The sequence below is a fragment of the Streptomyces sp. NPDC048288 genome (genome assembly GCF_043201555.1).
Classification (GTDB): domain Bacteria; phylum Actinomycetota; class Actinomycetes; order Streptomycetales; family Streptomycetaceae; genus Streptomyces.
In genome coordinates this window covers 437,802-459,768 of the sequence record NZ_JBICZD010000009.1, presented here as the reverse complement: position 1 = coordinate 459,768, position 21,967 = coordinate 437,802, and the positions used below count along the sequence as shown (strand labels likewise).

Below are 21,967 nucleotides of genomic sequence, written 5' to 3'. Positions count from 1 at the left end.
TTACGCTCGTCCTCATGAAAAAGAGCGTGCTGACCCGCTACCGTGCCCTGGCTTATATCACCGGTGTGCTGCTGGTGCTGCTGTGCCTGAGCATGATCGGCAAGTACGGGTTGCATATCGACGGTGCCGGCGACGTCACGCGGGTCGTCGCCATCGCGCACGGCTGGCTCTACGTCGTCTACCTGGTCTTCGCCTTCGACCTGGGCTCCAAGGCGAAGTGGCCGGTCGGCAAGCAGCTGTGGGTGCTGCTGGCGGGGACCATCCCGACGGCCGCCTTCTTCGTGGAGCGCAAGGTCACCCGTGAACTCGACGCCAAGGTGACCGAGGGCTCTCCCGCCGTCGCCAAGGTCTAGATCCGGGCCGTACCGCCGTACGGAACACCCGTACGGCGGTTCATCGTCGACATTTACTTGGACGTCCTAGTAAATTCGATGGTATGGACGCTGACGCCATCGAGGAGGGCCGCCGACGCTGGCAGGCCCGGTTTGACGGGGCCCGTAAGCGGGAGGCCGACTTCACGACGCTCTCCGGGGATGTGGTGGAGCCGGTGTACGGGCCCCGGGGCGGGGACGTGTACGAGGGGTTCGAGCGGATCGGGTGGCCGGGGGAGTATCCGTTCACGCGGGGGCTGTATCCCACGGGGTACCGGGGACGGACCTGGACGATCCGGCAGTTCGCGGGGTTCGGGAACGCCGGGCAGACGAACGAGCGCTACAAGATGATTCTCGCGAACGGCGGCGGCGGGCTGTCCGTGGCGTTCGACATGCCGACGCTCATGGGGCGGGACTCGGACGATGCGCGTTCGCTCGGTGAGGTGGGGCACTGCGGGGTGGCCGTCGACTCCGCCGCCGACATGGAGGTCCTGTTCAGGGACATCCCGCTGGGCGACGTCACGACGTCGATGACGATCAGCGGTCCGGCGGTGCCGGTCTTCTGCATGTACCTGGTCGCCGCCGAGCGGCAGGGCGTCGATCCGGCGGTGCTCAACGGCACGCTCCAGACCGACATCTTCAAGGAGTACATCGCCCAGAAGGAGTGGCTCTTCCAGCCCGAGCCGCACCTGCGGCTCATCGGCGACCTGATGGAGTACTGCGCGGCCGGCATCCCCGCGTACAAGCCGCTGTCCGTGTCCGGCTACCACATCCGCGAGGCCGGGGCCACGGCCGCGCAGGAACTGGCGTACACCCTCACGGACGGCTTCGGGTACGTCGAACTGGGGCTCAGCCGCGGGCTCGACGTCGATGTCCTCGCACCCGGTCTCTCCTTCTTCTTCGACGCGCACGTCGACTTCTTCGAGGAGATCGCCAAGTTCCGCGCCGCACGCCGGATCTGGGCCCGGTGGATGCGGGACGTGTACGGGGCACGGTCCGAGAAGTCGCAGTGGCTGCGCTTCCACACCCAGACCGCGGGGGTCTCGCTGACCGCCCAGCAGCCGTACAACAACGTGGTGCGTACGGCGGTGGAGGCCCTCGCCGCCGTGCTCGGCGGGACCAACTCGCTGCACACCAACGCGCTCGACGAGACGCTGGCGCTGCCGAGCGAACAGGCCGCGGAGATCGCGCTGCGCACCCAGCAGGTGCTGATGGAGGAGACCGGGGTCGCCAACGTGGCGGACCCGCTGGGCGGTTCCTGGTACGTCGAGCAGCTCACCGACCGGATCGAGGCCGATGCGGAGAAGATCTTCGAGCAGATCAAGGAGCGCGGGCTGCGCGCCCACCCCGACGGACGGCACCCGATCGGGCCGGTCACCTCCGGGATCCTGCGGGGCATCGAGGACGGCTGGTTCACCGGCGAGATCGCCGAGTCCGCGTTCCGGTACCAGCGGGCGCTGGAGAAGGGCGACAAGCGGGTGGTGGGCGTCAACGTCCACACCGGGTCCGTCACCGGCGACCTGGAGATCCTGCGCGTCTCGCACGAGGTGGAGCGGGAGCAGGTGCGGGTGCTGGGGGAGCGGAAGTCCGCGCGCGACGAGGGCGCGGTGCGCGCCGCCCTGGACGCGATGCTGGGCGCCGCCCGCTCCGGGGCCAACATGATCGAGCCGATGCTCGACGCCGTACGGGCCGAGGCGACCCTGGGCGAGATCTGCGGGGTGCTGCGCGACGAGTGGGGGGTGTACACGGAACCGGCGGGGTTCTGACCTCCCGGGCCTGAGTGCGCCTCAGCGGGCCTCGGCGTCGCCCGCCGCGCCCGCCAGGCCCAGCAGCAGGATCCGCGTCAGGCTGTGCACCCACTCCTCGTCCGCCGGCTTGCCGCTCACCAGCGCGCGGTGCACCACCGAGCCCGCCACCAGGTCGAAGATGAGGTCCGCCGTGCGGTCCGCCTCGCACGGGTCGGGCTGCTCGGGGAGTTCGCCGCGCCGCTGGGCCCGCTCGCGGCCCTCCACCACCAGCCGCTTCTGACGGTCCACGATGGAGGCGCGGATACGTTCCCGCAGCGCCTCGTCCCGGGTCGACTCGGCCACCGCCGCCATCAGCCCGCTCTTGGCCTCCGGGCGGTCCAGGATCGCCGCGAACTGGAGCACCACGCCCTCGATGTCGTTCGCCAGGCTGCCGCGGTCGGGGAGTTCGAGCTCGTCGAACAGCTCCGCCACCGCGTCGACGACCAGTTCGTTCTTGCCGGCCCAGCGGCGGTAGAGCGTCGTCTTCGCCACCCCGGCGCGGGTCGCCACGTCCCCCAGCGTGAGCTTGGACCAGCCCAGTTCGACCAGCGCCTGGCGGGTCGCCGCCAGGATCGCCGCGTCCGCGGCGGCGCTGCGCGGGCGGCCGGTACGGCTGGCGGGGGTGCGGCTCTGCATTCCACGACCATAACCGGCGGTTCATGTGATGCCGTGAGGGAGATCACCGGAATGTGGTGTCGCCGGGACCCGCGAAGGGATTACGCTACGGGTCGTAGCGAAAGCTCGTGGACGACCGCACGGGCGATCGAACGGGCGATGACCATGAGGCGTGGGGTGGGGACCCGGCGCCCGCAGAAGGCGCACGGCAGACCTGTCTTTCACAACGCTTTTCACACACGCGCGGGAACGGGGGAGGATAGACGCATGCAGCCACGGAACATGTCCATGAGCGGCGTCGTCGACCTCGCCGCGGTGAAGGCGGCCCAGGAGGCCAAGGCCAAGGCCGAGCAGACGCGCGCCGAAACGGCCCGGCAGGGTGGTGCCGGCGCCGTCTCCCCGGCCGATCTGGTCATCGACGTCGACGAAGCCGGCTTCGAGCGCGATGTCCTGCAGCGGTCCGCCGAAGTCCCCGTCGTCATCGACTTCTGGGCCGAGTGGTGTCAGCCCTGCAAGCAGCTGAGCCCGGTCCTGGAGCGAATCACCGTCGAGTACAACGGCCGCATCCTGCTGGCCAAGATCGATGTCGACGCCAACCAGATGCTGATGCAGCAGTTCGGGATCCAGGGGATCCCCGCGGTGTTCGCCGTCGTCGCCGGGCAGGCCCTGCCGCTCTTCCAGGGGGCGGCCGGCGAGGAGCAGATCCGCGGCACCCTCGACCAGTTGATCCAGGTCGCCGAGGAGCGCTTCGGGCTGACCGGCCTGGTCGTCGACCCGGACGCGCAGCCGGGTGCCGCCCCGGCCGAGACCGCGATCCCGGCCGGTCCGTACGACGCCCTCCTGGAGGCCGCCGTCCAGGCGCTGGACGCGGGTGACTTCGGCGGTGCGGTCCAGGCGTACCAGAACGTGCTGAGCGACGACCCGGCCAACAGCGAGGCCAAGCTGGGGCTCGCCCAGGCCGAGCTGCTCAAGCGGGTGCAGGGGATGGACCCGCAGCGGGTGCGCGAGGACGCGGCCGGCAAGCCGGGCGACGCCGAGGCGCAGATCGCGGCCGCCGACCTGGATCTGGTGGGCGGGCATGTCGAGGACGCCTTCGGGCGGCTGATCGAGACCGTGCAGCGGACGGCCGGGGACGACCGGGACGCCGTACGGCTGCGGCTTCTTGAGCTCTTCGAGGTCGTCGGCACCGACGATCCCCGGGTCGTGGGGGCGCGCCGGGCGCTGGCGCGGGCGCTGTTCTGACCAGTCGCTAAACGTCACGTCCTGTGATGCCCGAGTGAAAGATTTGCCGACGAGGTGTCACGGCGGCCGCTCTTTACCAAATCTTGGTAATCGCGGCCGCTGTTACTCGCAGTAAATCAGGGGCGTTGATCTGTCTGGTTCCGTCCACTGATCAACAGTTTTGTTCTCCCCCTCGAAGCCACCCAGAGTCGCTCTCCGAGACCAGCGGGTCGTCCTTCGGTTATCCGCCCGTTACTACCCAGTAACGAAGCCCCTTGTGCGGGCGGCGAGAATGCACCACGATCGGCGACGCTCGGTCCATTCCCGTACCCCAACAACCAGTCGGGCGCGCGGGTTCATCTGGGTCCCCACCGAGCAGAGTCGGCGGCAGTGGCGCCGGCTCTTGGGCAGGGGGGTCTTCGCCTGAGGCGAAGCCTGTCCAGCAAGGTTGTGCGTGATGCGTGTCAGGCGCGACCAGTGGTTGTCGCTCGGGGGTGATCGCCGGTGATCGAGGTGCGGTTCGCGCCTGTGAGCTCGGGCGCTCCCCTTCCGAGGACGTAGCACTTCTCCCATCCCTGCCCGGTTGAGCCGCCGTTGGGGGCGAGTCCGGGCCAGGAGATGTACGTCCGAGAAGGAGGAAATATGGAGTCCCAGGTGCGTGGCGGGACCAGATGGAAGCGGTTCGCTGTGGTCATGGTGCCCAGCGTCGCCGCCACGGCGTGTATAGGTGTCGCCCTCGCGCAGGGCGCTCTCGCCGCGTCGTTCAGCGTTTCCGGTCAGTCGTTCAAGGTGACCGCGGACAAGCTTGAGGGCACGGGCTTCGAGCAGTACGGAGCTCTTGACTCGGGTTACACGCTCAGTGGCGACAAGACGGTTCACCCCGTCGCTGTCTCCGCGTTCAAGAGCGCGAAGATCCAGAACATGTGCCAGTCCGTGGTCACGCCGAACATCCCGATTCTGGGTTCGGTCAGCCTCACGCTGAAGGCCGGCGCCGACGCCCCGGTCGAGGCGTCGAACCTCTACATCGACCTCGACGACCTGAGCGCCGACGCGACGTTCACCAACATCGACATCGGTGTGGCCGCCAAGGACGCCAGCAAGGGTCCGGGCATGAAGGGTGGCAGCGAGCAGGCCAACCCGTACGGCTTCTCGCAGCAGGCCGACTCGGCCACGCTGACCAACGTGAAGCAGACGGCGTGGGCCACCACTGCCGGAACCTTCAAGCTGAGCGGTCTGCACATGTCGGTGTCGACCGGAACGCACGAGTGCTACTGAGCACTCAATGAACGGGCGGGGGGCCTTAGGGACCCCCGCCCGTCCACACTCCGGGCGTGCTTCACGCGCGGTACACATCACCACCACAGCAACACCGCACCAGGGAGCTGTTTTCCATGAGCGCCGAGACCCCTGCCGCCGCACCCGGTCAGTTCAGCCACCGGAGGCAGCAGTTCCGTGACTGGCGGGGAACACGTCCGTTCTGGGCCGGTCTCTTCGTCTTGCTCAGTGGCTTTCCGATCATGTACTTCCCGTACGCGCATCTCCAGCTCGGTCATCTCACGATCGCGATGTCGACCACCGCGGGTGCCGGATCCCTGATCATCGGTGTGCTGCTCGTCGTCCTGGGCATCAGCCTCTGGTTCCAGAAGCACGTACGGACCTTCGCGGGAGTCGCCGCGATCCTGCTCGCGCTGGTGTCCCTGCCCGTGTCCAACTTCGGCGGCTTCGTCGTGGGCTTCCTGTTCGCCCTGGTCGGCGGAGCGATGGCCGTGGCCTGGTCGCCGGGTGTCCCCCCGCAGCCGCAGCCGGAGGGCCACGTCCCCCCGGCCGGGAGCGACACCCCCGACGAGGTCACCTACTTCACGGGTGCGGACGGCGTGGACGAGGCGAATGACCTGTCAGGAACGAGCCCGCTGGACGGGGCGAACGGGAGGCACAGTGCCGGCTGACGAGGTGACCCACGGGACTGGGGTGGACGAGTCCCGTGTGAGAACCGGGCCGCGCCACGCGGCACCAAAGAAGCCGCTGTTCACCAGGTTCCACATGCCGGCGGGCAAGGCGATAGCCACCGTGGCGATGCCGACGGCCGTGCTCATGGGCATGGGCTTCACATCGACGCTCGCCCTCGCCGACAGCAACAACACGTCGTCGCCGACCTCGAAGAGCCTCACGGCCGACGAGTACAAGGACTGTGTCTCCGCGCTGGAGTCCTCCTCGCCCTCCGCCTCGGCGAGCGCGAGCGACGACGCCACGGACTCGGCGACGCCGTCCGCCACGGCGTCGGACGACGCGAAGGACTCCACGTCCTCCTCGGACACGTCCTCGTCCTCGGATTCAGGTTCCGACGACACGGCCACTCCGACGCCGTCCGCGTCCAAGTCGTCCTCGACGTCCGGCTCCTCGGACTCGTCGGGTTCGTCCGGCTCCTCGGACTCGGGCAGCACGGCGAGCCCGTCGCCGTCCGCCTCCGAGAGCAGCAGCAGCGGCGGACTGCTGGACTCGATCGGCGACGCGATCACCGGCATCCTCAGCGGTGGCTCGACGACGTCCACCTCGTCGAGCTCGACGGCCACCGAGAGCGCGACCCCCTCGCCCTCGGCGACCTCGGACTCGTCGTCGTCCTCGGACTCCTCGTCGAGCAAGGACAGCAGCACGTCCGACACCGCCAAGGACACCGCCTCCGAAGCGGCAAAGACGGTCACGGACACCGTGAAGGACACCACCGACACGGCGACCAAGGCGGCCGACGACGCCACCGAGGCGGCCACGGACGCCGCCACGGACACCGCCTCGCCGAGCGCCTCCGCGAGTTCGAGCGCGTCGGCCGACGACTGCCCGGTCGCCACCGACGACGAGAGCGGCGTCGACAACAAGGTGCCGGTGGCGGACGACCCCTGGTACCTGAACGCCAGCTCGCTGCTGCTGAAGAGCGCCGACTACCAGGGTGTGGTCGAGGTGAAGACGGCCAGCGGTGAGAAGAAGAAGGTGCTGAAGTACGTCATCTCGGGCGGCACCGACATCGGCGACCTGCACCAGACGGTGAAGGACTCGCTGTCCGGCAAGACGTACCACGTCCAGGCCGCCTCCGGTTCGACGTCGACCATCCGCGACGGCGACACGGTGATGTACACGGAGTCCATCTCCGGCAACCTGTTCGGTCTGATCCCGATCACGTTCGACCCGGACAACCCGCCGCCGCTGAACATCCCGCTGATCTACTTCACCAATGTGAAGGTCGTCCAGGCCGGCCAGTTCGGTGGCACCCTGCACGTGCCCGGGATGCACGTGTACACCACCGGCTGAGCGCGCCCACAAGCCCGTTCGGGAGCCGCGCAACACCTGAGGGCGCCCCCTGGTCACAGGGGGCGCCCTCAGCGCCGTACAAGAGCCTTCGCGGGTGCGTCAGTTGCCGGCGGTGCCGCCGATGTGGTGGACGCGGAGCATGTTGGTGGTGCCGGAGACACCGGGGGGCGAACCGGCCGTGATGATCACGGTGTCGCCCGGGTTGAAGCGGTTGATCTTGGCCAGCTCCATGTCCACCATGTCCACCATGGCGTCCGTGCTGTTCACCAGCGGGACCACGTGCGACTCCACGCCCCAGCTGAGGGTGAGCTGGTTGCGGGTGTTCTCGTCGGTGGTGAAGGCGATGATCGGCTGCTGGGCGCGGTAGCGCGACAGCCGGCGGGCGGTGTCGCCGGACTGGGTGAAGGCCACCAGGCCCCGGCCGCCCAGGAAGTCCGCGATCTCGCACGCGGCACGCGCGACGGAACCACCCTGCGTACGCGGCTTCTTGCCCGGCACCAGCGGCTGCAGGCCCTTGCTCAGCAGCTCCTGCTCGGCCGCGGTGACGATCTTCGACATCGTCTTCACGGTCTCGACCGGGTACGCGCCCACGCTCGACTCGGCGGACAGCATGACCGCGTCGGCGCCGTCCAGGATGGCGTTGGCCACGTCGGAGGCCTCGGCGCGGGTCGGCCGCGAGTTGGTGATCATCGACTCCATCATCTGGGTCGCCACGATCACCGGCTTGGCGTTGCGCCGGCACAGCTCGATGAGGCGCTTCTGCACCATGGGGACCTTCTCGAGCGGGTACTCGACGGCGAGGTCGCCACGGGCGACCATCACGGCGTCGAACGCCAGCACGACGCCCTCCATGTTCTCGACCGCCTGCGGCTTCTCCACCTTGGCGATGACGGGGACCCGGCGGCCCTCCTCGTCCATCACCCGGTGGACGTCGTTGACGTCCTTGGCGTCCCGCACGAAGGACAGCGCGACCATGTCGCAGCCCATGCGCAGCGCGAACCGCAGGTCCTCGATGTCCTTGTCGCTCAGCGCGGGCACGTTGACGGCCGCGCCGGGCAGGTTGATGCCCTTGTGGTCGGAGACGACACCGCCCTCGATGACGATCGTCCTCACCCGCGGGCCCTCGACGTCCAGGACCTTCAGCTCGACGTTGCCGTCGTTGATCAGGATCTGGTCGCCGCGCGAGACGTCGCCCGGCAGGCCCTTGTAGGTCGTACCGCAGATGGTCTTGTCGCCCGGGACGTCCTCGGTCGTGATGACGAACTCGTCACCGCGCTCCAGCTCCACCGGTCCCTCGGCGAAGGTCTCCAGACGGATCTTCGGGCCCTGCAGGTCGGCGAGGACCCCGATGGCCCGGCCGGTCTCCTTGGAGGCGGCCCGGACGCGGTCGTACCGCCCCTGGTGCTCGGCGTGCGTGCCGTGGCTGAAATTGAACCGGGCCACGTTCATGCCGGCCTCGATCATGGAGACGAGCATCTCGTGGGTGTCGACCGCGGGGCCGAGAGTACAGACGATTTTCGAACGGCGCATGGGGCGATCCTATCGGTTTGTTTCGCTACGGAATATTCCGTCTGGTGGAAGATACAAATGGGCGTTAAGCTGCTCAGCTGTTATTTCCGACCAGTGCGTACGTCTGGGTGGCGATCTCCAGTTCCTCGTCCGTCGGCACCACCGCGACCGCGACCCGTGCCCCCGCCGGCGAGATCAGCCGCGCCCCGTCCCCGCGCACCGCGTTCCGCTCCGGGTCGACGGCGAGCCCCAGCCCCTCCAGGCCCGCCACGGCCGCCTCCCGCACCGGGGCCGCGTTCTCGCCGACCCCCGCAGTGAAGGCCACCGCGTCCACCCGGCCGAGGACGGCGTAGTACGCACCGATGTACTTCTTCAAGCGGTGAATGTAGATGTCGAAGGCGAGCCCCGCCTCTTCGTCACCCTCGTCGATCCGGCGCCGGATCTCCCGCATGTCGTTGTCACCGCACAGACCGAACAAACCACTCCTCTTGTTGAGAAGAGTGTCGATCTCGTCCATGGACATTCCGCCAACTCGCGCCAAATGGAAAATGACGGCCGGATCCAGATCACCGGAACGGGTTCCCATCACCAGTCCCTCCAAAGGCGTCAGCCCCATCGAGGTGTCCACGCACGTGCCGGCCCGCACCGCCGAGGCGGACGCCCCGTTGCCCAGATGCAGCACGATCACGTTCACCTCTTCCGGCGCCTTCCCCAGCAGCCGCGCGGTCTCCCGCGAGACGTACGCGTGCGAGGTGCCGTGGAAGCCGTAGCGGCGGATGCGGTGCCGGTCGGCGATCTTCGGGTCGATCGCGTAACGGGCCGCGGACTCCGGCATCGTCGTGTGGAACGCCGTGTCGAAGACGGCCACCTGCGGCAGGTCCGGACGCAGCGCCCGCGCGGTGCGGATACCGGTCAGGTTGGCCGGGTTGTGCAGCGGGGCGACCGGGATCAGCCGCTCGATCTCGGCGAGCACCTCGTCGTCGATCACGGTCGGCTCCGTGAAGAACATCCCGCCGTGCACCACCCGGTGCCCGATCGCGGCCAGCTCCGGCGAGTCGAGCCCGAGCCCGTCCTTCGCCAGTTCCTCCGCCACGGTCTTCAGGGCCGCCTCGTGATCGGCGATCGGCCCGGTCAGCTCGCGGGTCCCACCGGTGGTGAGGCAGGAGTGCTTCAGCCGGGAGGTCTGCTCGCCGATCCGCTCGACCAGACCCACCGCCAGCCGGCTGCTGTCCCGCATGTCCAGCAGCTGGTACTTCACCGACGAGGAGCCGGAGTTGAGGACGAGGACACGGGTGCGGCTCACTGCTCGGACGCCTTCTCACTGGGGTTCTGGGCCTGGATCGCCGTGATGGCGACGGTGTTGACGATGTCCTGGACGAGAGCGCCCCGGGACAGGTCGTTGACGGGCTTGCGCAGCCCCTGCAGCACCGGCCCGACCGCGATCGCGCCGGCCGACCGCTGCACGGCCTTGTACGTGTTGTTGCCGGTGTTGAGGTCCGGGAAGATCAGCACACTGGCCTGCCCGGCGACCTCGGACCCCGGCAGCTTGGTGGCGGCCACGCTCGGCTCCACGGCCGCGTCGTACTGGATCGGCCCCTCGATCTTCAGGTCCGGCCTGCGCGAGCGCGCCAGCTCGGTCGCCTCCCGCACCTTGTCGACGTCGACGCCCGAACCGGACGTACCCGTCGAGTACGACAGCATCGCGATCCGCGGCTCCACCCCGAACTGGGCGGCGGTACCGGCCGACTGGACGGCGATGTCGGCGAGCTGCTCGGCGTCCGGGTCCGGGTTCACCGCGCAGTCGCCGTAGACCAGCACCTTGTCGGCGAGGCACATGAAGAACACGGAGGAGACGATCGAGGACCCCGGCTTGGTCTTGATGATCTCGAAGGCCGGGCGGATCGTCGCCGCCGTCGAATGCACGGACCCGGAGACCATGCCGTCCGCGAGCCCCTCCTGGACCATGAGCGTGCCGAAGTAGTTGACGTCCGCGACCACGTCGTAGGCCAGCTCCACGGTCACGCCCTTGTGGGCGCGCAGCAGGGCGTACTGCTCGGCGAAGGTGTCGCGCAGGGGGGAGGTGGCCGGGTCGATCAGCTGGGCGTCGGCGAGGTCGATGCCGAGGTCGGCGGCCTTCTTGCGGATCTGGTCGACGGGGCCGAGCAGTGTTATGTCACATACCCCCCGGCGCAGCAGCACCTCCGCCGCGTGCAGCACCCGCGCCTCGGTCCCCTCCGGCAGCACCACCCGCCGCTTGTCGGAACGCGCCTGTTCGAGCAGCTTGTGCTCGAACATCATCGGGGTGAGGCGGCCGCTGCTCGGCGCCGAGACCCGCTTGTTGAGGCCGGCGGTGTCGACGTACCGCTCGAACAGGCCGAGCGCGGTCTCCGCCTTGCGCGGGGTGGCCGCGTTCAGCTTGCCCTCCAGGGAGAACAGCCGGCCCGCGGTCGGGAAGCTGTTGCCGGCCACCGAGAGGACCGGGGTGCCCGGGGCGAGGCGGGCGGCGAGGGTGAGGATCTCGTCGCTGGGCCGCTCGTCGAGGGTGAGCAGCACGCCGGCTATCGGCGGGGTGCCGGCGCTGTGCGCGGCCAGCGAGCCGACGACCAGGTCGGCGCGGTCGCCCGGGGTGACGACCAGGCAGCCGGGGGTCAGGGCGGGCAGGAAGTTCGGCAGCATCGCCCCGCCGAACACGAAGTCCAGCACGTCCCGGGCGAGCCCCGAGTCGTCGCCGAGCAGCACCTTCGCGTCGAGCGCGTGGGTGATCTGGGCGACCGTCGGCGCGGACAGCGCCGGTTCGTCCGGCAGCACGTACACCGGCACCGGCAGCCGCCCCTCGATCCGCTCGGCGATCTCGTCGCGGTCCTCGCGGGCGACCCGGTTGGCGACCATCGCCAGCACGTCGCAGCCGAGGCCGTCGTACGCCCGGAAGGCGTTGCGGGTCTCCGCCAGCACCGACTCGGTGTTCTGGTCGCGGCCGCCGACCACCGGGATCACCGAGGCGCCGAACTCGTTGGCGAGCCGGGCGTTGAGGGACAGCTCGTCCGGGAACTGGGTGTCGGCGTAGTCGGTGCCGAGGACGAGGACGACGTCGTAGTCCCGCGCCACCAGGTGGAAGCGGTCGACGAGGGTGGAGACCAGTTCGTCGGCGCCGCGCTCGGCCTGGAGGGCGGACGCCTCGTGGTAGTCCAGGCCGTAGACGGTCGCCGGGTCCTGGGCGAGGCGGTACCGCGCACGCAGCAGCTCGAACAGGCGGTCGGGCCGGTCGTGGACGAGGGGGCGGAACACGCCGACCCGGTCGACCTGCCGGGTCAGCAGCTCCATCACGCCCAGTTCGACCACCTGGCGGCCGTCGCCGCGGTCGATCCCGGTCACGTACACGCTGCGCGTCACGTGGGCACTCCGTCTCTGTGTAGTACTGGTGCTCTGTGTAGTACCTGGTGCGGCCGCACAAAAATCGCCCACCGGGGTGAGCGGAACCCTCTTGACAATACCCCCGACGCCGGATAAGGCGCCCGTCAGGATTTCACCGCCCCGCGTGGCATGAAACAATCGGATCGGCTCACCGGCAACGACAGCGAGCAGGAGACACACCACCATGCGCATCGGAGTTCTCACCGCAGGCGGCGACTGCCCCGGCCTGAACGCCGTCATCCGATCGGTGGTACACCGCGCTGTCGCGCAGTACGGCGACGAGGTCATCGGCTTCGAGGACGGCTTCCGGGGGCTGCTCGACGGCCACTACCGCACCCTCGACCTGGACGCCGTCAGCGGCATCCTGGCCCTCGGCGGCACGATCCTCGGCTCGTCGCGACTGGAGCGGGACCGGCTGCGCGAGGCGTGCGACCGGGCCACCGACATGGTCGAGGAGTTCGGCATCGACGCGCTGATCCCGATCGGCGGCGAGGGCACGCTGACGGCGGCCCGCATGCTGTCCGACGCGGGCCTGCCGGTCGTCGGCGTCCCCAAGACCATCGACAACGACATCTCCTCCACGGACCGCACCTTCGGCTTCGACACCGCGGTGGGCGTCGCCACGGAGGCGATGGACCGGCTCAAGACCACCGCCGAGTCCCACCAGCGGGTGATGGTCGTCGAGGTGATGGGCCGGCACGCCGGCTGGATCGCCCTGGAGTCCGGCATGGCCGCCGGCGCCCACGGCATCTGCCTCCCCGAGCGGCCCTTCGACCCCGCCGACCTGGTCAAGATGGTCGAGGAGCGGTTCTCCCGCGGCAAGAAGTTCGCCGTGGTGTGCGTGGCGGAGGGCGCCCATCCCGGCGAGGGCACGATGGACTACGGCAAGGGCGAGATCGACCAGTACGGTCACGAGCGCTTCCAGGGCATCGGTACGGCACTGGCGTACGAGCTGGAGCGGCGGCTCGGCAAGGAGGCCAAGCCGGTCATCCTCGGCCACGTCCAGCGGGGCGGGACGCCTACGGCGTACGACCGGGTGCTGGCGACGCGGTTCGGGTGGCACGCGGTGGAGGCGGCGCACCGGGGGGACTTCGGGAGGATGACGGCGCTGCGCGGGACGGACATCGCGATGGTGCCGCTCGCGGAGGCGGTGACCGAGTTGAAGACGGTGCCGAAGGATCGGATGGACGAGGCGGAGTCGGTCTTCTAGGGCTGGGGTTCGAGTCCGGCTGCGGGTGGGTGGGGGTTGAGCGCGCAGTTCCCCGCGCCCCTTACGGGGCGCTCTAGCCACGGGCGTTCAGGAAGTTCCCTTCTCCACCGTGTTCCAGAAGTGCATGACGATGCCGGCCAGGAAGTCCTCGCCCAGCTTCTGTATCCGGTTCGTGGCGGTGAAGTCGCCCCATGACAGCGTTGTCGCCAGTTGTGCTTGGTACAAGTCGTGCAGCTCGCCGAGTGTCTGTTCGATGAGCCGCTTGTCCAGGGGGATCAGCTTGCAGACCTGGCGGACGTAGGGCTGCCGCCGGGTGGTGGTGACGGCGCTGCGCAGCAGTTCCGCCAGTTGCTCCTCCTTCCCCGTGAGCGCGATGACGTCCGGCAGGGAGAGGCGGAGGAAATCGGCCAGGACAACGGTCAGGCGGTCGGTGCCCCGCCACTCCTCGTCCTCCTCCAGCTGCAGGTACGGGAGGAGACCGAGTCCGAGGGCCGCCGCCACGTCCTCCGGGGCCAGGCCGCGGGCGATCCGGTGTTCGCGCAAGGTCCGCGGGCGGCCGATCAGTTCACCCGGGGTGCACCACAACACTCCCGCGAGGGCAGTCAGTTCGGGACTGGTGGGAACCGACTCCCCGCCCTCCCAGGCGAGTACGAGATCCGGAGTGGCGTACGGCATCCCGTACGAGGCTTGTAAGTCGTACGCCACGTGCTCGGGCCCCATGCCGAGCGCCGCACGGAATCTGCGGGCGGCGGAGGCGTTGAAGGGGGGGCCTGGCTGGTTCGGAAGAGCTGGGGGTCGGCGCACAGCCGACAAGGTAGGGGTGCGCGGGGGTATTGACTACGGTCCGTTCGGCCAGGAACACGGATTGTGGGAACGTACGGATTCACAAGCGGTCCTTACCTGTTCATCCCTTGACGGCGCCGCCCAGGGCGAACCCGCCTCCCAGCCGCCGCGCGACCAGCACGTACAGCAGGATCACCGGAGTCGAGTAGATGACGGAGAACGCGGCGAGCTGGCCGTAGGCGACCATGCCACGGTTGCCGAAGAAGTCGTTGATGCTGACCGAGGCGGGCATCTGGTCCGGCGAGAGCAGCAGCATGAAGGGGACGAAGAAGTTGCCCCACATCATCACGAAGGCGAAGACGGTGACGACGGCGAGGCCGGGTCCCATGAGCGGCAGCACGATACGGATCAGTGACTGGAGCGGGTTGGCGCCGTCCGTCCAGGCGGCCTCCTCCAGCTCCTTCGGCACGCCGTCCATGAAGTTCTTCATCAGCCAGATGGCGAAGGGGAGTTGGGAGGCGGCGAAGAACAGGATCGTGCCCTGCATGGTGTCGATGAGGTTGATCCGGACGAACAGCGCGTACACCGGCACCATGATCGCGGTGATGGGCAGACTCGTGGCGAAGAGGATGGTGAGCAGGAACGGCCGGTTGAACCGGGAGCGGTAGCGGGAGAGCGGGTAGGCGGCGAGGGCGGAGCAGACGACGGTGAGCGCGGTGGCGCCGCCGCACAGGAACAGGCTGTTGAGTAGCGGGGTGTAGGTGATGTCCGGGGTGAGGATCGCGTCGAAGTTCCCGAAGGTGAACCCGTCCGGGATCCTGACCCGCAGACCGGCGTGCGGATCGACGGCGGAGAGGACCACCCAGGCGAGCGGGAGCACGAAGGCGGCGGCCACGATCAGCAGCCCGAGGTCGGCGGCGAGCCGGTGCGAACGGCGTTGACGGCGGGGCATGTCCGGGTTCACACCTCCGTGCGCAGCAGGCGCATGTAGACCACGGAGAAGAGCGAACCGACCAGGAGAAGGAGCAGAGCGACCGCGGTCCCGTACCCGATCATGCTGTTCTGGAAGGCCTGTTCGTACATGAAGAGGGGAAGCGTCTGGCTCCTGTCGCCGGGGCCGCCCCGGGTCATCACCCAGATCAGCCCGAAGACGGAGAGCGTCTGGAGGGTGTTGAGCATCAGGTTCGTCCCGATGGACCGCCGGATCATGGGGAGCGTGATGTGCCACATCCGGCGCCAGCCGCCGGCGCCGTCCACCTCCGCCGACTCCTCGATCTCGTTCGGTATCTCGTCGAGCGCGGCGGAGTAGACCAGCATCGAGAAGGCGGTGCCCCGCCACACGTTGGCGAACGACACGGCCAGGATGGGCAGCGTGAACAGCCAGTTCTGGGACGGCAGATGGAGGAGGTCCAGGATGGCGTTGAGGGTGCCCTCCCGCCGGAAGAACGCGTACAGCAGGAACCCGGCGACGACCTCCGGCAGCACCCACGCCGTGATCACGATCCCGCCGGTGAGCGTCCGCACCGGCTTCGACGCCCGCCGCATCAGCGCGGCGAGCGCCAGCCCCAGCGTGTTCTGCCCGACGAGCGAGGACAGCACGGTGAAGACGAGGGTCAGCCAGACGGCGTTCAGGAAGGCGTCGTCGTGGAACGCCCGGCGGAAGTTGGCGAAGCCGACGAAGGAGGAGTGCGCCTGGCCGGTGAGCTGGAGGTCGGTGAAGGCGATCCAGGCGCAGTAGACGATGGGCCCGCCGAGGAAGAGGAGGAGCAGGACCAGGGCGGGGGTGAGGGGGAGTGCGCGGGGCAGGGCGCGGGCGACGCGCCGGGTGGTCACTGGGTGACCACTTGGTCGTCGGTGACGTCCTTGAGCGTCGAATCGTAGGTACTCGCCGCCTTGTCGACCGAGGCGTCACCGGTGGTCACGCTCTCCATGGCCTCCTGGATGGCGGTGGAGACCTTCGGGTACGCCGGGTAGGCGGGCCGGTAGTGGGTGCTGGCGACGAGATCGGTGAAGAACTCGATGCCGGGCTGGGCGGCCGTGTACGACGGGTCGCCGGCGACGTCCTTCCGCACCGCGATCCCGGAGTTGGCGATGTACCACTTCTCGGCGTTCGCCTTGGTCTGCATGGTCTTGATGAAGTCGAAGGCGAGGTCGGGGTTGCCGGCCTTGGCGGGTACGGACCAGGTCCAGCCGCCGGACATGCTCACCTTGCCGGGGGCCTGCCCGTGCTGGGTGGGCATGTAGGCGAGCCCGAGCTGTTTCGACCAGTCGGACCACTCGTGCCCGCTGCCCTTGCCCCACGACTGCGGCAGCCAGGATCCGTCGAGGTTGATGCCCACCTTGCCCTGGGGCATCAGCTCACCCCAGAGCGTGTTGCGGTAGTTGGGGTCGAGCGCGTCGGAGACGTCCGGGCCGAGCTTGTCCTTGTACACGGTCTCGACGAACGACAGCGCGTCCTTGAACCCCTGCCCCCCGGCGATCCACTTCTTGCTCGTCTTGTCGTACAGGGGGTCGCTGGTCCCGTCGTTGGTGCCGTACAGCAGCATCTCGAAGCCCTGCATGCTCGCGGTCTCGCCGGCCGGCTTGCCGGTGTAGACGTTGAGGGGGGTGACGCCGGGGACCTTCGCCTTGATGGTGCGGGCGGCGGCGAGCACGTCGTCCCAGCTCTTCGGCTGCCAGTCGGCCGGCAGCCCGGCCTTCGCGAACACGCGCTTGTCGAACCAGAGCCCGCGGGTGTCGGTCCCGTCGGGGACGCCGTACGTCTTCCCGTCCTCGCCCTTCGCGGCCGTCTTCGCGGTGTCGATGAACTGCCCCCAGTCGCCCCACTTGGCGAGATAGGAGTCGAGGGGCTTCAGATACCCGCTGGTGATGTCGGAGTTGATGAGGAAGGTGTCCTCGTAGACGAGGTCCGGGGCGGTTCTCGGCGACCGGAGCATCTGCTGCAGCTTGGTGTAGTACTCCGAGTCCGTGGCCTTGATGGGGACGAGCTCGACCTTCTTCCCCGGGTGCTCCTTCTCGAACTGCTTCTTGATGTCCGCGAGGTAGTTGTCCGTCACCTTGACGGAGTTGTCCATCGACTGCTTGAAGGACACCTTCACGGTGTCCGGGCTGCTCCCCGACCCACCGCTGCACGCGGTGAGGGAGGCGGCCGAGGTGACGAGGGCGAGGGCAAGGATGCTGACGGCGGTGGGGCGCACGGGCACGACCTCCTCGGCGGCCACTGCGCTGTGGCCTGGGGGTTCGTCTCTCTTGCCGTGTGAAGGTAAGTGGAGTGGTCTAGTCAGGTCAATGAGTGTGCGGGGGATTGCTGGGGAAGGCTGTCGCGGGGTGCGGCTGTCACTTGACCTCAAGCAGGCTTGAGGTCCTACGGTCCACAGGCATGACCTTCACCGCCAAGGAACGCGAGTACCTCGGTACTCAGGCGCTGGCCCGCCTCGCCACCTCCGGCCCCACCGGCCCCCAGGTCCGCCCCGTCGGTTTCAGGCTCAACGCCGACGGCACCATCGACATCGGCGGCCCGAACCTGCGCTCCAGCCAGAAGTACCGGAACGCCCAGGCGCACCCCGAGGTCTCCCTGCTCGTCGACGACATGACCCCCGACGAGCCCGGAGCCGTCAAACCCGGCTGGGGCCGTGGCGTGGAGATCCGGGGCCACGCCGACCTGCTCACCCTCGACGAACCACCCCTCGCCCCGGACTTCTTCAGCAACGACGTGATCCGCATCCACCCCCGCCGCATCATCAGCTGGCACATCGACCCGGACCGGCCGGCTGGCCACGCACGCGACGTGATGTGACGCCGGGGCGCTCGGCCGCGCTAGCGGCCGGTCCGCTTGCCGATGACGGGACCGTGGAAGGTGCCGCCCCGGAAGTCGATGTGGTCGCCGCCGTACCGCACTGGGGAGTCCTGGTCGTACTCCGCGGACTCCTGGGGCTGGTGCTTGCGCAGCACGGCCACCGCCACCAGCGCCGCGCGCTCGGCGGCGAGTCGCTGCGAGCCCGAGGCGTCGGCCGTGTGCTTGCCGGCGTCGGCGCGGTCGCTGATGCCACGGATCACCAGGGCGTCCAACTGGCCGTTGAGGTGGGCCGCGTGGGCGGCGCCGGAGCCTTCCATCTCGATGGCACAGGCGTCGTTGTAGTGCCGGCGGATGTGGTCGGCGAAGGCCGACCGGTCGTCGGCCAGCACGACATCGCCGACGGCGATCGGCTTGCGGTGCCCCCGCACCTCCGGCATGTCCCGCAACGCGGACCGCGCCGCCTGCAGCAGCCTGTGCGAGCCGAGCCAGACCTCGGGCCGAGTCTGGAGGCCCTCCGGGGTCTGCTTGCCGCCGTGGATCGCGTACACCTTCGTACCGACGACGACATCGCCGATCTCCATGTCGTCCTTGAGCCCGCCCGCGACGCCGACGAAGAGCACGGCATCCGGCGTGAGCCAGTCGACGATCTGTGTGGTGAGCGAGGCGGCGGTCAGAGCGCCGACGCCCAGCTCCGCGAGCGCCACGGTCCCGGACGCGTCCGCCAGCCGGCCGAGTTCGACCCGGGTGCCGTTGGGGTGGACGATCTCCTCGGTGTCGACCAGATGGGCGCGGACGGCGTCGTACTCCTCCGGCAGAGCGGTGAGGACGACGGCCGTGGCGGTGGGACGTGGTCGCTTCGCGGGCATCTGTCCACGGTAGCGGCAAGTCGCCTGCCGGGGCGTGGGTATGGTCGTCGGGGGCCGGTCGGACCGTTGGGCGGGGAGCGCGGTATGTCGGAACAGGGCGTCACCGTCGGGCAGTTGCTGCTCGCCGAGTACCAGACGGTCAAGGACGAGCAGAAGGCGCGCATCGGGTTCCGGGACAACCTGCTGTACGTGACGCTCGGCGTGGTGGCCGCCGTCATCGCCGCGGCGGCGCAGGCCAAGCAGCCGTCGATGCTGCTGGCGTTGCCGCCGGTGTGTGTGGTGCTCGGGTGGACGTACCTGGTCAACGACGAGAAGATCTCGGCGATCGGGCTGTACGTGCGGGACGAGTTGGGACCTCGGCTGGCACAACTGGCCTCTGGCGGGGCGGAGTTCGCCACCTTCGGCTGGGAGGCCTACCACCGGACCGACACCCGGCGGCGGACCCGCAAGACCATCCAGGCCGTGATCGATCTGACGGCGTTCTGCGCGGTGCCGCTGGCGGCGCTGGTGGTGTTCTGGGCGGGCGGGGACGGCGGCGGGCTGCTGGTCGGGCTGTCGGTGCTGGAGGCGCTCGCGGTGATCGGGCTCGGGGTGCAGGTCCTGCTGTACACGCGGCCGGCGAGACCGGCCCGGACCCCGGCCTGACGCCGTACCGTTGACGCTCACGCCGCAGGGGGCGCCGAGGGTCTCACCGCTTCCCCCACCGATACACCAACTCCGGCCTCCCCACCTGCCCGTACAGCGGGCTCCGTCCGGCCCGGCCCGCCTCGACCAGATGTTCCAGGTAGCGCCGGGCGGTGATGCGGGAGATGCCCACGCTCTCTGCCAGGGCTGCGGCGGTCAGGCCCTCCTTGGACTCGCGCAGGGCGGTGGTCACGCGTTCCAGGGTCGGGGCGCTGAGGCCCTTCGGGAGTGCTGCGGGGGTGGGGGCGCGCAGGGCGGCCAGGGCTCGGTCGACCTCGTCCTGGCCGCTGGCCTCGCCCGCTGCCGCGCGGAATTCCGAGTAGCGGGTGAGGCGGTCGCGGAGGGTGGCGAAGGTGAAGGGTTTGAGGACGTACTGGACGACGCCGAGCGAGACGCCTTCGCGGACCACGGCCAGGTCCCGTGCGGAGGTCACCGCTATGACGTCCGCCTGGTGTCCTGCCGCGCGCAGGGAGCGGGCGAACTGGAGGCCGTGGACGTCCGGCAGGTGGAGGTCCAGGAGGAGCAGGTCGACCGGGGTGCGGTCGAGGATGCGGCGGGCCTCCGCTCCGGTGTGTGCCTTGCCCACCGCCACGAATCCCGGGACCCGTCCGACGTAGAGGACATGGGCGTCCGCGGCCACCGGGTCGTCCTCGACGACCAGGACCCGAATCGGCTCGGCCGTCACAGGTCACCCCCGACCGCCGCCGCCCGCAGCGGCAACCGCACCTCGAACACCGCGCCGCCCTCCGCCGCCTCCGTCACGGTCAGGGTGCCGTCCAGCCGTGCCACCGCCTGCCGGACCAGTGCCAGTCCCAGGCCCCGCCCGCCGGGTCCGGACGGCTTCGTCGAGAAGCCGCGCTGGAAGACCAACTCGGCGTGGGCGGGGTCGACCCCCGCACCCGTGTCCGTCACCCTCATCACCAGTTCGGCGTCGTCATCGTCGGTGTAGGCGGTGACCGTCACGCGCGCCCGTACCGTGCCCTGGGCCGCGTCCACCGCGTTGTCGATCAGGTTGCCGAGGATGGTGACCAGATCGCGCGCCGACAGGCTCTCCGGTAGCAAACCGTCATCCAGCCGGCTCTCGTCCGAGACCACCAGTTCCACGCCCCGCTCGTTCGCCTGGGCGGTCTTGCCCAGCAGCAGGGCGGCGAGGACCGGTTCGCTGACGGCGGCCACCACCTGGTCCGTCAGCGCCTGGGCCAGTTCCAGCTCGGCCGTCGCGAAGTCGACGGCCTCCGAGGCCCGCCCGAGTTCGATGAGCGAGACGACCGTGTGGAGCCGGTTCGCGGCCTCGTGGGCCTGTGAGCGCAGTGCCTGGGTGAAGCCGCGTTCCGAGTCCAACTCGCCCATGAGGGACTGGAGTTCGGTGACGTCGCGGAGGGTTGCGACGGTGCCGCGGCGCTCGCCGCCGGAGACCGGGGAGGTGTTCACCACCAGGACCCGGTCCGCCGTCAGGTGCACTTCGTCGACCCGGGGCTCGGAGGCCAGCAGCGCACCCGTCAGGGGCGCCGGCAGGCCCAGCTCGGCCACCGAACGGCCCACCACGTCCCCCTCGGAGCCCACGCCCAGCAGTTCCTGCCCGCCGTCGTTGATCAGCGCCACCCTGTACTGCCCGTCCAGCATCAGCAGCCCCTCGCGCACCGCGTGCAGCGCCGCCTCGTGGTAGTCGTGCATCCGGCTCAGCTCGGCCGCGTTCATGCCGTGGGTGTGGCGGCGCAGCCGGGCGTTGATGACGTAGGTGCCGACCGCGCCCAGGACCAGGGCTCCGGCCGCGACCCCCAGCAGCGCCGTGACCTGTTCCTGGACCCGGCGGCTGATCGCCTCCACCTTGATGCCGGCGCTCACCAGGCCGATCACCCGGCCGTTCTCCTCCACCGGGGTCACCGTGCGCACGGACGCGCCGAGGGTGCCCTTGTAGGTCTCGCTGTAGGTGTGGCCCTGCTGGGCCGCCTCGATATGGCCCAGATAGTGCTTGCCGATCTCGTTCTTGTCGGGGTGGGTCCAGCGGATCCCGCCCGGGGTCATGATCGTGATGAAGTCGACCTCGGTGTCCCGCATCACCTGGAGGGCGTACGGCTGCAGCCGGGCCGACGGGTCGCGGGTGCGGATCGCCGAGCGGACCGACGGCGAGTCCGCGACCGACCGGGCCACCGCCGTCGCCTGCCGGGTCGCCGCCTCCTCGGCCTGGTGGCGGTCGCTGACGTAGGTGAACAGCGCGTAACCGGCGACCAGCACCGCTATCAGCACGGCCTGCATGGCGAACAGCTGGCCGGCGAGGCTGCGGGGGCGGGGAACGGACGGGAAGCGCATGTCAGCAGTGTGCCTCCCGGGTTACGTACGAACTAAATGAACGGAAGGGTGACCGCCCTCACAGAACGGGAGATAGTCACGGCATCCCCCACATCCCCCGGACG

20 protein-coding genes are annotated in these 21,967 nt (G+C 69.4%); 9 read left to right on the top strand and 11 right to left on the bottom strand.

Annotated elements, in window-relative coordinates:
* Positions 1-14 precede the first annotated feature (14 nt).
* Together ACGFZS_RS32145 and ACGFZS_RS32140 are read left to right on the top strand one after the other, a co-directional pair.
* The gene (locus ACGFZS_RS32145; RefSeq protein ID WP_355727414.1) at positions 15-353 is read left to right on the top strand and encodes a DUF3817 domain-containing protein; all 339 of its coding nucleotides are present in this window, start codon (positions 15-17) and stop codon (positions 351-353) included.
* Positions 354-436: 83 nt separating this feature from the next.
* On the top strand, positions 437-2,137 hold the full coding sequence (locus tag ACGFZS_RS32140; RefSeq protein ID WP_393798016.1) for a methylmalonyl-CoA mutase: 1,701 nt from the start codon (positions 437-439) through the stop codon (positions 2,135-2,137).
* 21 nt (positions 2,138-2,158) lie between these two features.
* On the opposite strand, the gene ACGFZS_RS32135 is transcribed toward ACGFZS_RS32140, so the two are convergent.
* The gene (locus ACGFZS_RS32135) at positions 2,159-2,794 is read right to left on the bottom strand and encodes a TetR/AcrR family transcriptional regulator (protein WP_359224256.1); all 636 of its coding nucleotides are present in this window, start codon (positions 2,792-2,794) and stop codon (positions 2,159-2,161) included.
* A 246-nt stretch (positions 2,795-3,040) separates the two neighbouring features.
* Between ACGFZS_RS32135 and ACGFZS_RS32130 the strand changes: the two genes are divergently transcribed.
* From ACGFZS_RS32130 to ACGFZS_RS32115, 4 genes are all read left to right on the top strand, one after another.
* Positions 3,041-4,015: a tetratricopeptide repeat protein gene (locus ACGFZS_RS32130; RefSeq protein WP_393798015.1), complete on the top strand. Its 975-nt coding sequence runs from the start codon at positions 3,041-3,043 to the stop codon at positions 4,013-4,015.
* 621 nt (positions 4,016-4,636) lie between these two features.
* Positions 4,637-5,269, top strand: a complete 633-nt coding sequence (locus tag ACGFZS_RS32125; protein ID WP_393798014.1) for a DUF6230 family protein — start codon at positions 4,637-4,639, stop codon at positions 5,267-5,269.
* Positions 5,270-5,385: 116 nt separating this feature from the next.
* Positions 5,386-5,940, top strand: a complete 555-nt coding sequence (locus tag ACGFZS_RS32120; protein ID WP_393798013.1) for a DUF6114 domain-containing protein — start codon at positions 5,386-5,388, stop codon at positions 5,938-5,940.
* Positions 5,930-7,294: a hypothetical protein gene (locus tag ACGFZS_RS32115; RefSeq protein WP_393798012.1), complete on the top strand. Its 1,365-nt coding sequence runs from the start codon at positions 5,930-5,932 to the stop codon at positions 7,292-7,294. Before ACGFZS_RS32120 ends, ACGFZS_RS32115 begins: the two co-directional genes overlap by 11 nt.
* Before the next feature lie 99 nt (positions 7,295-7,393).
* On the opposite strand, the gene pyk is transcribed toward ACGFZS_RS32115, so the two are convergent.
* The 3 genes from pyk to pta all read right to left on the bottom strand — a co-directional run bounded on the left by pyk (position 7,394) and on the right by pta (position 12,193).
* Positions 7,394-8,824 (bottom strand): pyruvate kinase, encoded by a 1,431-nt coding sequence (gene pyk, locus ACGFZS_RS32110; RefSeq protein WP_393667039.1) that lies wholly within the window; start codon positions 8,822-8,824, stop codon positions 7,394-7,396.
* A gap of 73 nt (positions 8,825-8,897) precedes the next feature.
* A complete protein-coding gene (locus ACGFZS_RS32105) occupies positions 8,898-10,106 on the bottom strand; it encodes an acetate kinase (RefSeq protein WP_393798011.1) in 1,209 nt (402 codons plus the stop codon).
* On the bottom strand, positions 10,103-12,193 hold the full coding sequence (pta, locus tag ACGFZS_RS32100; protein ID WP_393798010.1) for a phosphate acetyltransferase: 2,091 nt from the start codon (positions 12,191-12,193) through the stop codon (positions 10,103-10,105). Before pta ends, ACGFZS_RS32105 begins: the two co-directional genes overlap by 4 nt.
* Positions 12,194-12,398: 205 nt before the next feature.
* On the opposite strand from pta, the gene ACGFZS_RS32095 reads away from it, so the two are divergent.
* A complete protein-coding gene (locus ACGFZS_RS32095; protein WP_393798009.1) occupies positions 12,399-13,424 on the top strand; it encodes an ATP-dependent 6-phosphofructokinase in 1,026 nt (341 codons plus the stop codon).
* 87 nt (positions 13,425-13,511) lie between these two features.
* Here the strand turns inward: ACGFZS_RS32095 and ACGFZS_RS32090 are convergent, their stop codons facing one another.
* The 4 genes from ACGFZS_RS32090 to ACGFZS_RS32075 form a co-directional block, all read right to left on the bottom strand.
* Positions 13,512-14,228 (bottom strand): XRE family transcriptional regulator, encoded by a 717-nt coding sequence (locus tag ACGFZS_RS32090; RefSeq protein ID WP_393798008.1) that lies wholly within the window; start codon positions 14,226-14,228, stop codon positions 13,512-13,514.
* Positions 14,229-14,328: 100 nt separating this feature from the next.
* The gene (locus ACGFZS_RS32085) at positions 14,329-15,159 is read right to left on the bottom strand and encodes a carbohydrate ABC transporter permease (protein ID WP_393798007.1); all 831 of its coding nucleotides are present in this window, start codon (positions 15,157-15,159) and stop codon (positions 14,329-14,331) included.
* 8 nt (positions 15,160-15,167) lie between these two features.
* A complete protein-coding gene (locus ACGFZS_RS32080) occupies positions 15,168-16,040 on the bottom strand; it encodes a sugar ABC transporter permease (protein ID WP_355727949.1) in 873 nt (290 codons plus the stop codon).
* Complete coding sequence (locus tag ACGFZS_RS32075) at positions 16,037-17,404, bottom strand: extracellular solute-binding protein (protein WP_393798006.1); 1,368 nt, start codon at positions 17,402-17,404, stop codon at positions 16,037-16,039. The genes ACGFZS_RS32080 and ACGFZS_RS32075 overlap by 4 nt, the downstream gene beginning before the upstream one ends.
* 182 nt (positions 17,405-17,586) lie before the next feature.
* On the opposite strand from ACGFZS_RS32075, the gene ACGFZS_RS32070 reads away from it, so the two are divergent.
* Positions 17,587-18,003, top strand: coding sequence for a PPOX class F420-dependent oxidoreductase (locus ACGFZS_RS32070; RefSeq protein ID WP_393798005.1), 417 nt, complete (start codon positions 17,587-17,589; stop codon positions 18,001-18,003).
* Between the two features lie 20 nt (positions 18,004-18,023).
* On the opposite strand, the gene ACGFZS_RS32065 is transcribed toward ACGFZS_RS32070, so the two are convergent.
* Positions 18,024-18,869, bottom strand: coding sequence for a 5'-methylthioadenosine/S-adenosylhomocysteine nucleosidase (locus ACGFZS_RS32065; RefSeq protein ID WP_393798004.1), 846 nt, complete (start codon positions 18,867-18,869; stop codon positions 18,024-18,026).
* 84 nt (positions 18,870-18,953) lie between these two features.
* Here ACGFZS_RS32065 and ACGFZS_RS32060 point away from each other — a divergent pair, with 84 nt between their 5' ends.
* Entirely contained in the window at positions 18,954-19,514 is a 561-nt protein-coding gene (locus tag ACGFZS_RS32060) for a hypothetical protein (protein ID WP_393798003.1), read from the top strand.
* A gap of 43 nt (positions 19,515-19,557) precedes the next feature.
* On the opposite strand, the gene ACGFZS_RS32055 is transcribed toward ACGFZS_RS32060, so the two are convergent.
* Complete coding sequence (locus ACGFZS_RS32055; RefSeq protein ID WP_393798002.1) at positions 19,558-20,238, bottom strand: response regulator; 681 nt, start codon at positions 20,236-20,238, stop codon at positions 19,558-19,560.
* Entirely contained in the window at positions 20,235-21,863 is a 1,629-nt protein-coding gene (locus ACGFZS_RS32050; RefSeq protein WP_393798001.1) for an ATP-binding protein, read from the bottom strand. The genes ACGFZS_RS32055 and ACGFZS_RS32050 overlap by 4 nt, the downstream gene beginning before the upstream one ends.
* Positions 21,864-21,967: the final 104 nt, after the last annotated feature.

What these genes read in the sequence shown, in the direction of transcription:
- ACGFZS_RS32135 (WP_359224256.1), bottom strand. Translation starts at nt 2,794, where the DNA reads ATGCAGAGCCGCACCCCCGCCAGCCGTACCGGCCGCCCGCGCAGCGCC.
- ACGFZS_RS32120 (WP_393798013.1), top strand. Translation starts at nt 5,386, where the DNA reads ATGAGCGCCGAGACCCCTGCCGCCGCACCCGGTCAGTTCAGCCACCGG.
- ACGFZS_RS32145 (WP_355727414.1), top strand. Translation starts at nt 15, where the DNA reads ATGAAAAAGAGCGTGCTGACCCGCTACCGTGCCCTGGCTTATATCACC.
- pyk (WP_393667039.1), bottom strand. Translation starts at nt 8,824, where the DNA reads ATGCGCCGTTCGAAAATCGTCTGTACTCTCGGCCCCGCGGTCGACACC.
- ACGFZS_RS32085 (WP_393798007.1), bottom strand. Translation starts at nt 15,159, where the DNA reads ATGCCCCGCCGTCAACGCCGTTCGCACCGGCTCGCCGCCGACCTCGGG.
- ACGFZS_RS32065 (WP_393798004.1), bottom strand. Translation starts at nt 18,869, where the DNA reads ATGCCCGCGAAGCGACCACGTCCCACCGCCACGGCCGTCGTCCTCACC.
- ACGFZS_RS32095 (WP_393798009.1), top strand. Translation starts at nt 12,399, where the DNA reads ATGCGCATCGGAGTTCTCACCGCAGGCGGCGACTGCCCCGGCCTGAAC.
- ACGFZS_RS32140 (WP_393798016.1), top strand. Translation starts at nt 437, where the DNA reads ATGGACGCTGACGCCATCGAGGAGGGCCGCCGACGCTGGCAGGCCCGG.
- ACGFZS_RS32070 (WP_393798005.1), top strand. Translation starts at nt 17,587, where the DNA reads ATGACCTTCACCGCCAAGGAACGCGAGTACCTCGGTACTCAGGCGCTG.
- ACGFZS_RS32125 (WP_393798014.1), top strand. Translation starts at nt 4,637, where the DNA reads ATGGAGTCCCAGGTGCGTGGCGGGACCAGATGGAAGCGGTTCGCTGTG.
- ACGFZS_RS32050 (WP_393798001.1), bottom strand. Translation starts at nt 21,863, where the DNA reads ATGCGCTTCCCGTCCGTTCCCCGCCCCCGCAGCCTCGCCGGCCAGCTG.
- ACGFZS_RS32130 (WP_393798015.1), top strand. Translation starts at nt 3,041, where the DNA reads ATGCAGCCACGGAACATGTCCATGAGCGGCGTCGTCGACCTCGCCGCG.
- ACGFZS_RS32060 (WP_393798003.1), top strand. Translation starts at nt 18,954, where the DNA reads ATGTCGGAACAGGGCGTCACCGTCGGGCAGTTGCTGCTCGCCGAGTAC.